Source organism: Serratia sp. Ag1, assembly GCF_000743355.1.
Taxonomy (GTDB): domain Bacteria; phylum Pseudomonadota; class Gammaproteobacteria; order Enterobacterales; family Enterobacteriaceae; genus Chania.
Window position 1 is genome coordinate 1 of sequence record NZ_JQEI01000064.1, and the last position, 9,493, is coordinate 9,493.

The 9,493-nt window shown below is 54.1% G+C and carries 7 protein-coding genes; 4 read left to right on the forward strand and 3 right to left on the reverse strand.

From position 1 onward, the window contains the following. Window positions 1–298: 298 nt before the first annotated feature. Both prlC and rsmJ read left to right on the forward strand, forming a co-directional pair. Entirely contained in the window at window positions 299–2,341 is a 2,043-nt protein-coding gene (gene prlC / locus IV04_RS23490) for an oligopeptidase A (RefSeq protein ID WP_037403338.1), read from the forward strand. A gap of 8 nt (window positions 2,342–2,349) precedes the next feature. Further along, window positions 2,350–3,096 (forward strand): 16S rRNA (guanine(1516)-N(2))-methyltransferase RsmJ, encoded by a 747-nt coding sequence (rsmJ, locus tag IV04_RS23495; protein WP_037403335.1) that lies wholly within the window; start codon window positions 2,350–2,352, stop codon window positions 3,094–3,096. Between the two features lie 84 nt (window positions 3,097–3,180). Here rsmJ and gdhA read toward each other — a convergent pair whose 3' ends face one another. Both gdhA and uspA read right to left on the reverse strand, forming a co-directional pair. Further along, window positions 3,181–4,524 (reverse strand): NADP-specific glutamate dehydrogenase, encoded by a 1,344-nt coding sequence (gene gdhA / locus IV04_RS23500; protein ID WP_037403333.1) that lies wholly within the window; start codon window positions 4,522–4,524, stop codon window positions 3,181–3,183. 183 nt (window positions 4,525–4,707) lie between these two features. Continuing rightward, window positions 4,708–5,145, reverse strand: a complete 438-nt coding sequence (gene uspA, locus IV04_RS23505) for a universal stress protein UspA (RefSeq protein WP_037403330.1) — start codon at window positions 5,143–5,145, stop codon at window positions 4,708–4,710. 598 nt (window positions 5,146–5,743) lie between these two features. Here uspA and uspB point away from each other — a divergent pair. Next, window positions 5,744–6,079 carry a universal stress protein UspB gene (gene uspB, locus IV04_RS23510; protein WP_037403389.1) on the forward strand — a complete coding sequence of 112 codons (336 nt, stop codon included), beginning with the start codon at window positions 5,744–5,746 and terminating at the stop codon, window positions 6,077–6,079. A 62-nt stretch (window positions 6,080–6,141) separates the two neighbouring features. Here the strand turns inward: uspB and pitA are convergent, their stop codons facing one another. Further along, entirely contained in the window at window positions 6,142–7,647 is a 1,506-nt protein-coding gene (pitA, locus tag IV04_RS23515) for an inorganic phosphate transporter PitA (RefSeq protein WP_037403328.1), read from the reverse strand. A 283-nt stretch (window positions 7,648–7,930) separates the two neighbouring features. Between pitA and IV04_RS23520 the strand changes: the two genes are divergently transcribed. Next, window positions 7,931–9,127: an NAD(P)/FAD-dependent oxidoreductase gene (locus IV04_RS23520; RefSeq protein ID WP_037403388.1), complete on the forward strand. Its 1,197-nt coding sequence runs from the start codon at window positions 7,931–7,933 to the stop codon at window positions 9,125–9,127. The last annotated feature ends 366 nt before the right edge of the window (window positions 9,128–9,493 follow it).

Consider the following 9,493-nt stretch of genomic DNA (forward strand, 5'->3'; position numbering starts at 1 on the left):
ATGCATACCGTGGCGGTAACTTAACATGGCGTCTGGTCATTCCTTGTGCTCCAGATGGAGCAAGCTGAGTAAAGGCTGATAATTCGCACAGTATAAACTGTCTGGCTGAGAAAAAGTGAAATGCATTGTCTCTGCCTGTCGATTGGTTCTGCATAAAAGACCTTGTGATGCCCGATGGCACTTTCCCTCAATCACCACCATTGATTTTCCTGCTATTTGGCACCATGTTAGTGAGACATTGTTATTTACCTGGCCCGATGCCCGCATCCGGCCCACAACGCTAATCAGGACTGCCCTTATGACCAATCCGTTGCTGACGCCGTTTGCCTTGCCGCCGTTCTCGGCGATTCGCCCTGAAGATATCGTGCCTGCGGTGCAATCCGCGCTGGCTGATTGCCGCGCTGCGGTGGAGCGCGTGGTTGCGCAGCCGGGGCCGTTTACCTGGGAAAATCTGTGCCAGCCGCTGGCAGAATCTGACGATCGTCTGGCTCGCATCTGGTCGCCGGTTGGCCATTTGAATGCGGTGAAAAACAGCCCGGAGCTGCGCGAAGCCTACGAGCAGGCGCTGCCGCTGCTGTCGGAATACGGTACCTGGGTGGGGCAGCATGAAGGGCTGTATCAGGCGTATCGCAGCCTGAAAGAAGGCGCAGGTTTCGCTGAATTGAGCGTGCCGCAGCGTAAAGCAGTGGAGAATGCGCTGCGAGATTTCGAGCTTTCAGGCATTGGTTTGCCGGCAGAAAAGCAAAAACGCTACGGCGAGATTGTCGCGCGCCTGTCCGAATTGGGTTCCACTTATAGCAACAACGTGCTGGATGCCACTATGGGTTGGAGCAAGTTGATTACTGACGTCAACGAACTGAGCGGTCTGCCGGAAAGTGCGTTGGCGATGGCCCAGGCGATGGCTCAGGCTAAAGAGCAGGAAGGCTGGTTGCTGACGCTGGATATGCCGAGCTATCTGCCAGTGATGACCTACGCCGATAATCAGGCACTGCGTGAAGAAATGTACCGTGCTTTTGCTACCCGGGCTTCCGATCAGGGGCCGAACGCCGGTAAGTGGGACAACAGCGAAGTGATGGCAGAAACGCTGGCGCTGCGCCACGAACTGGCGGAGCTGTTGGGTTTTGCCAGCTATGCCGATAAATCCCTCGCCACCAAAATGGCAGAAAACCCAGAGCAGGTGTTGGGCTTCCTGAACGATCTGGCCAAGCGGGCGCGCCCGCAGGCAGAGCAGGAGCTGGCGCAGCTGCGCGCATTTGCCAAGCAACATTACGGCGTGGATGAGCTCGAAGCGTGGGACATCACCTATTACGGCGAAAAACAGAAACAGCATCTGTTCTCCATCAGCGACGAGCAACTGCGCCCGTACTTCCCAGAACAGCGTGTCGTTGAAGGGTTGTTTGAGGTGGTGAAACGCATTTACGGTATCAGCGCCAAAGAGCGTAAAGATGTGGATACCTGGCATCCGGAAGTGCGCTTCTTCGATCTGTTCGACGCTAACGGCGAACTGCGTGGCAGCTTCTATCTGGATCTGTATGCCCGTGAGAATAAACGCGGTGGGGCGTGGATGGACGACTGCGTTGGCAGCCTGCGCAAGGCAAACGGCGAGTTGCAAAAACCGGTGGCCTATCTCACCTGTAACTTTAACCGTCCGCTGGGTGATAAACCGGCGCTGTTTACCCATAACGAAGTCACCACCCTGTTCCATGAGTTTGGGCACGGCCTGCACCATATGCTGACGCAGATCGATACCGCCGGGGTTGCCGGTATCAGCGGAGTGCCGTGGGATGCGGTCGAGCTGCCGAGCCAGTTTATGGAAAACTGGTGCTGGGAGCCGGAAGCGCTGGCGTTTATCTCCGGTCATTACGAGACTGGCGAACCGCTACCAAAAGCCTTGCTGGACAAGATGTTGGAAGCGAAAAACTATCAGGCGGCGCTGTTTATCCTGCGTCAGTTGGAGTTCGGCCTGTTCGATTTCCGTATGCATGCGGAATACAGCCCAGAAAAAGGTGCGCAGATCCTGCCAACGCTGGCTGAGGTGAAGAAAATGGTCGCCGTGGTGCCTTCACCGAGCTGGGGCCGTTTCCCCCATGCGTTCAGCCACATCTTTGCCGGTGGTTATGCGGCGGGTTACTACAGCTATCTGTGGGCAGAAGTGCTGTCGGCAGATGCCTACTCGCGCTTTGAGGAGGAAGGGATTTTCAACGCGCAAACCGGTAAATCCTTCCTGGATAACATTCTTTCGCGCGGTGGTTCTGAAGAGCCGATGGAATTGTTCAAACGCTTCCGTGGCCGTGAACCGAAGCTGGATGCTATGCTGCGCCATTACGGTATTAAAGGATAACCCGCCACGTGAGCGTGTTTTTATTGTGTGAAGCAGGCGCCGATCCCGGCGCCTTGTCTATTCTGGCGCAGCGCTGGCAACTGACTTCTGACGACGATGCGCAGGTGGCGCTGGTATTGACGCCAGAGCGGCTGGAGTTGCGTAAGCGTGACGAGCCAAAACTCGGCGCGATCTACGTTGATTTCGTTACTGGCCCGATGGCGCATCGGCGGCGCTTTGGCGGTGGCCGGGGTGAGGCGGTTGCTAAAGCGGTGGGCATTAAGGGTAGCTATCTCCCTAGCGTGGTGGATGCTACCGCCGGGCTGGGTCGCGATGCCTTTGTGCTGGCCGCACTCGGTTGCCAAGTGCGCATGCTGGAGCGCAACCCGGTGGTTGCCGCGTTACTGGATGATGGTTTACAGCGGGGTTATCAGGATGCCGAGATTGGCCCGTGGTTACGCGAGCGTATGACGCTGCTGCACGCTTCCAGCCTGACGGCGCTGGTGGATCTCGATCCGCGCCCGGAAGTGGTGTATCTCGACCCGATGTATCCACATAAGCAGAAAAGCGCGCTGGTGAAGAAAGAAATGCGGGTGTTTCAGTCGCTGGTGGGCAGTGACGACGATGCAGATGGCCTGCTGGAACCGGCTCGCCGTTTGGCGACCAAGCGAGTGGTAGTGAAACGCCCAGACTATGCGCCGCCGCTGGCGGATGTTCCCGCGCATGCTGCTAGCACCACCAAAAATCACCGCTTCGATATTTATATGCCGCTGTAAAGCGGCAGATTTCCCCCTGAAAAAAGCAAAATTAATGCCGGCTGAAGTGCCGGCATTTGATTGCGATATCTCACCGAACAGGGATCAGAGCACGCCCTGAGCCAGCATAGCGTCAGCAATTTTAACGAACCCGGCAATGTTGGCACCATGAACGTAGTGCGTTTGCTTGCCTTCGCCACCGTATTCGACACATGCCTGATGAATATCCGCCATGATATGGCGTAAGCGGATATCAACTTTCTCGGCTCGCCAGTTAAGACGCGCGGCGTTTTGCGCCATTTCCAGCCCAGAAGTGGCAACACCACCGGCATTGGCGGCTTTACCCGGAGCGAACAGCACGCCCGCTTCAAGGAAGGCATCGGTAGCCTGAATGGTGGTTGGCATATTGGCGCCCTCTGCCACGGCTTTTACTCCGTTGCGGATCAGCGTCTGGGCAGCTTCCACATCCAGTTCGTTCTGGGTAGCGCAAGGCAGAGCGATATCTACTGGTACGCTCCACGGTTGCTGGCCTGCCAGATAGGTCAGGCCACGCTCGCGGGCGTAATCTTCTACGCGGCCATAACGCTGGTTCTTGATTTCTGCCAGGTGAGCCAGTTTCTCGGTGGTGAAGCCTGCTTCATCCACCACGGTGCCACCGGAGTCAGAAACGGTGATCACGCGAGCATCCAGTTCCAACGCTTTCTCAATGGTGTATTGCGCTACGTTGCCGGAGCCTGACACCGCCACGCGCATGCCTTCAAAACCCAGACCGTGGCGTTGCAGCATTGAATCAGTAAAGTACACCAGACCGTAACCGGTTGCTTCCGGGCGTATCAGGCTGCCGCCGAATGACAGGCCCTTACCGGTAAACACGCAGGAGGTATTATTGGACAGCTTCTTCATCATACCGGCCATAAAGCCGACTTCGCGGCCACCCACGCCGATATCCCCAGCGGGTACGTCGGTATCCGGGCCCAGATGACGATACAGTTCGGTCATTAGCGCCTGACAGAAACGCATGATCTCGCCCTGGCTTTTGCCTTTCGGATCAAAATCTGAGCCGCCTTTACCGCCGCCCATTGGCAGCGTAGTCAGGGCGTTCTTGAAGGTTTGCTCGAAGCCGAGGAACTTCAGGATCGAGGTGTTGACCGACGGGTGGAAACGCATGCCGCCTTTATACGGGCCAATGGCAGAGTTGAACTGGATGCGGTAAGCACGGTTCACGCGCACCTGGCCGTGATCGTCTACCCAACTGACGCGGAACTGAATGATGCGTTCAGGCTCAACCAGGCGCTCTAATAAGGCGTATTCACGGTAATGAGGGTTGCGTTCAATGAAAGGCCAGAGCGAGGTGAAAACTTCACGTACTGCCTGTAAATACTCTGGTTGATGCGAGTTATGACGCTTTAACGAGGTTAGAAACGACTCCAGTGATACTGCTTGTTCCATGAAAGAACTCCTTTTAGCATTTGGGTTCCCCTGTTTTTATCGATGTTGCTCACAGTTGGGGAGGATGTTGTGTCTGTATCGACTATATCACCGGGGGTAGGCTCAATAACAAATAAAAATAGGGGTTATACAACGAAAAACGCCCGCATTAGGCGGGCGTTGGCAAGCGGGGTTAGCAAATACTTACTTATCTTCCTCGTCTCGCAGCGGAACAATCAGCATATCGATGTGTACGCTGTTGATTAATTGGCGTGCAGAAGACATCAGCTTGCTCCAGAAATCCTGGTGGTGGCCGCACAATACCAGATCTACATCGTATTTTTTGATGGCATCAACCAGCACCTGCGCCAGATCGCCGCTGCCGCTCAGAGTTTCGGCGATCGGATAGCCCGCATTCTGCGACAGTTCGGTTAATGCCTGGTGAGTTTCTTCGGAGATACGTTTCTGCATATCGCCGAGATTGACATCGATCAGGCCGGTATACAGATCGGAATAGTTAACATCAACGTGGATCAGGGAGACTTTGGCATTGTAGGGTCGCGCCATGGAAACGGCTTTTTCTACCAGAATCTTGCTTTCCGGTGAGAGATCAACCGCGATGAGAATGTGTTTGTAAGCCATGAGAATACTCCTTCCAGATAATGCCGATTAAAGGGTTGGCAGGCATTCAGTGTTCCAATTTGGCGCTTGCGCCTTACCTGCATCATACCATTCAGATAATGCGGTGATATGTTGGGGCGATCACACTGCATTGCATCAAGATACCCGCTGCAAGTACATCAGCTTATGCAAAACGCGAGTAATGTAAGGGATAAATCTTCCTGATGTCTACCTCTTTAGTTTTACACCGATGTAACACAAAATCCTATTGTTTATCCGGTTATCTAGCGATTTACCCGCTTGGTTCGGCAACGCTGTTAGTTATAGTTTATAACCAAGGGAGAGATGACAAATTTAGCCATTGCGCTAAATTTTATATGAGGTCCAGGTCAGTTTGCAGTTCGGTATCCTACAATAGTGAATATAGGCTTCAGCCTATCCCCTCTGAGCCGCAAGGTGCCCGATACGCACTTTGCGTATCGATGAGAGGTTGTGATAATGCGTGGCCACTTAAAAGGTGCTAGGAGGATGGGAGCCATAGGCTCCGGCAGCATTGGGTAGAGGTAGGGCCGTTGGCCCGGCGGTTGGCCGGGATGACAACGCCCTTGAAGGGGCAATCATCATGAGTACTGTCGCGCTATTTTGGGCTTTGTGTGTGGTATGTGTGATTAATATGGCTCGCTATTACTCTTCTCTGCGTGCTCTGCTGGTGGTTCTACGCGGTTGCGATCCGCTGCTGTATCAATATGTTGATGGCGGTGGTTTTTTCACTGCGCACGGCCAGCCAAGCAAACAGATACGCCTGGTGCGTTATATCTTTGCGCAACGTTATTGTGAACATCACGATCCGGAATTTATCCGCCGTTGCCAGCGGGTGCGCGGTCAGTTTCTGCTGACCACCGAGCTATGCGGCCTGATACTTCTCAGCCTGTTAGCAATGGCAATCTGGTACTAGTTACTTGATTTTATAGCATAAAAAAGGCGGCCTAGGCCGCCTTTCGCATTCATGCGTGAGGATTAAATCAGTTTCAAAGCCAGCCAGTACAGGCCACCAGAAAGCAGAATCGACACCGGCAGAGTCAACAACCAAGCCAGCGCGATGTTCTTCACGGTTTTACTTTGTACACCACCGCCATCCACGAGCATGGTCCCGGCAACCGCCGAAGAAAGCACTTGGGTGGTGGAAACCGGCATACCCGTGTAGCTGGCTACGCCGATCGACAGTGCGGCAGTCATCTGTGCCGACACGCCTTGAGCATAGGTCATGCCTTTTTTACCGATTTTTTCACCGATAGTGGTAGCAACACGCCGCCAGCCAATCATGGTACCGATAGACAGCGCCAAGGCGACCGCGACGATGATCCACAGTGGGGCATACTCAACGGTTTCCAGCAGGTCTGAACGCAGGTTTTTCAGGAACCGCTGGTCATCTGCAGTGGTTTCCGGCAGCTTGGCCACTTTGCCTGCGGTATCCGTTACGCACATCAGCAGGCGGCGCAGATGGCTGCGTTGTTCCACCGTCAGTTGATCGTAACTTTGCAGATTGTTCAGCAGCTCAAGAGAACGCTCGACGGCGATCATGGCGCGTGAACTGTCGCAATGGAACTCAGCTGGTTGGTTAGGCGTTTGAGGCGCTTCTTCCGGCGTAGGCACCAGTGGTTTCTGGGCTATCACATGGGAAAGGGAATCGCCATGCTGCTGGTAGAACTGCTGCAGGTGAACGACGGCATCCCGCGTACGGGTGATGTCGTAACCTGTGGCATTCATATTGAGCACGAAACCTGCGGGGGCCACGCCGATCAGCACCAGCATGATCAGGCCGATGCCTTTCTGGCCGTCGTTGGCACCGTGTGAGAAACTCACACCGATAGCAGACAGGATCAGGGCGATACGCGTCCAGAATGGCGGCTTACGTTTGCCGTCAACCTTCTCACGCTCTGCCGGTGTCATATGAATGCGCTGACGCTTTTTGGTATTGCTCCAATAGTGGCGCAGCACAAACACCATCAGCCCGGCAATAATCAACCCCACCAGCGGGGAGATGATCAATGACAGGAAGATGCTGACCATTTTCGGCACGTTCAGCGCGTCAACCACCGAGGTGCTGGTGACTATCGCGTTGGTTAACCCGACCCCAATGATGGAGCCAATCAGGGTATGTGAACTTGACGCCGGTATACCGAAGTACCAGGTACCGAGGTTCCAGACAATCGCTGCCAGCAGCATGGAAAAGACCATGGCTAAACCGTGTGTTGAACTGACGTTCAGCAACAGATCGGTTGGCAATAAGTGAACAATGGCGTAGGCAACACTCAGGCCGCCGAGCATGACGCCAAGGAAGTTGAACAGGCCAGCCATGACGACCGCAAGCTGCGAGCGCATAGCACGGGTATAAATTACAGTAGCAACCGCATTGGCTGTATCGTGGAAGCCGTTGATGGCTTCATAGAACAATACAAATATCAATGCGAGGACCAACATTAGGCCGGTATGGAAATCCAGGCCAGTGAACAAATGCAACATAAGCGTTACGCCAGATTGGTGGACATGAACGCCGCGCATTATCAGTGACAACCGGTCTCGGGGAAAAGAGAAATATGACGTTTTTTTGATATCAATGGGGCAAAAAAACGGTGGTGACAGGACTAATTGAATAACTATCAACGCATTACCTGTATTTACGCTTACTAACATTTCCTTACGCTAGCGCTGCCGCGCTGATGCCTTTACAATCTTTCGCCGCAGATCCAGCGGTGGGCGGGTGCGCTTTACCGCGCTGGTGATTTTTTTGCTCAGAGAGGCTCAGGTGGAACAGTTTGATGTCGTAGTGATAGGTGCGGGTGCCGCAGGGATGTTTTGTGCTGCGCAGGCAGGGCAACTTGGCTGCCGGGTACTGCTGCTCGACAACGGCAAAAAACCGGGCCGTAAGATCCTGATGTCCGGCGGTGGGCGCTGTAATTTTACCAACCTGTATATTGAACCGGCGGCTTATCTGTCAAATAACCCTCATTTCTGCAAGTCTGCGCTGGCGCGCTATACCCAGTGGGACTTTATCGATCTGATTAATCGCCACGGTATTGCTTACCACGAAAAAACGCTGGGGCAGTTATTTTGCGATGACTCCGCGCAGCAGGTGGTCGATCTGCTGGTGAAGGAGTGTGAACTTGGGCAGGTGACGACACGCTTGCGCAGCGAAGTGCTGAGCGTAGAAAAAACGGATGATGGGTTTGAGCTGGAACTGAATGGTGAGAAGGTAAGTGCTCGCTCACTTGTGGTGGCCAGCGGCGGGCTCTCGATGCCGGGCCTAGGAGCATCCCCTTTTGGTTACAAACTGGCGGAGCAGTTTGGCCTGCAAGTATTGCCAACGCGTGCCGCGTTGGTGCCTTTTACCCTGCACAAACCGTTGCTGGAGCAATCTCAAGCGCTCTCGGGCGTTTCGGTGCCCGCAGTGGTCACGGCAGAAGACGGGACCAGCTTCCGTGAAAGCATTCTCTTTACCCACCGTGGTCTCTCTGGCCCCGCAGTTTTACAGATTTCCAGCTACTGGCAGCCGGGCGAGTTTGTGAGTATTAACTTACTGCCAAACCTAGACCTGGTCGGCTTCCTGAATGAACAGCGGCAGGCTCATCCCAATCAGAGCCTCAAAAACACTCTGGCTCTGCATCTGCCAAAACGCCTGGTAGAGTTCCTGCAAGCGCTGGAGCAGTTGCCAGAAGCGACGTTGAAACAACTCACTCCAGCTCAACAGGCGGCGCTGGCTGAAAACCTGCAGAACTGGCGGGTGCAACCAAACGGTACTGAAGGCTACCGTACTGCCGAAGTGACGCTGGGCGGTGTGGATACCAAAGCGCTGTCTTCCAAAACCATGGAGTCAAATAGCGTCGCAGGCCTGTATTTTATCGGCGAAGTGGTGGATGTGACCGGGTGGTTGGGCGGTTATAACTTCCAGTGGGCGTGGAGTTCTGCCTGGGCCTGCGCGCAGGCTGTGGCGTTGCGTCAATAACAGGCTCTGATTGTTCGGTATCACGTTAATATTGATTCGTTTTTCTTATCAGTGATAAGAAAATAGCATCAGCATGATTTAAGTAAAAACGATAAATCCTTCTATAATTTATTATGTACAGGTAACCACTGAATAAATCAGACAGTAATATACCCTTCATACTTTAAGTTGCTTGGGTGTTGGCTGCGTGACTCGGCCCAGACTGGGCCTCGCCCCTTCGGGCCGCTGCAAGCAGCGTTCAAATCGGCCAAGCAGATTTGTCACTCACCCCAGGAACGATCTTGAGTAAGCTCCTGGGGATGATGAGCCTCAAAGAGGCTCACCCTGCGGGCCAGCGCAGGCGCTGTTCAAATGGGTCGTAGACCC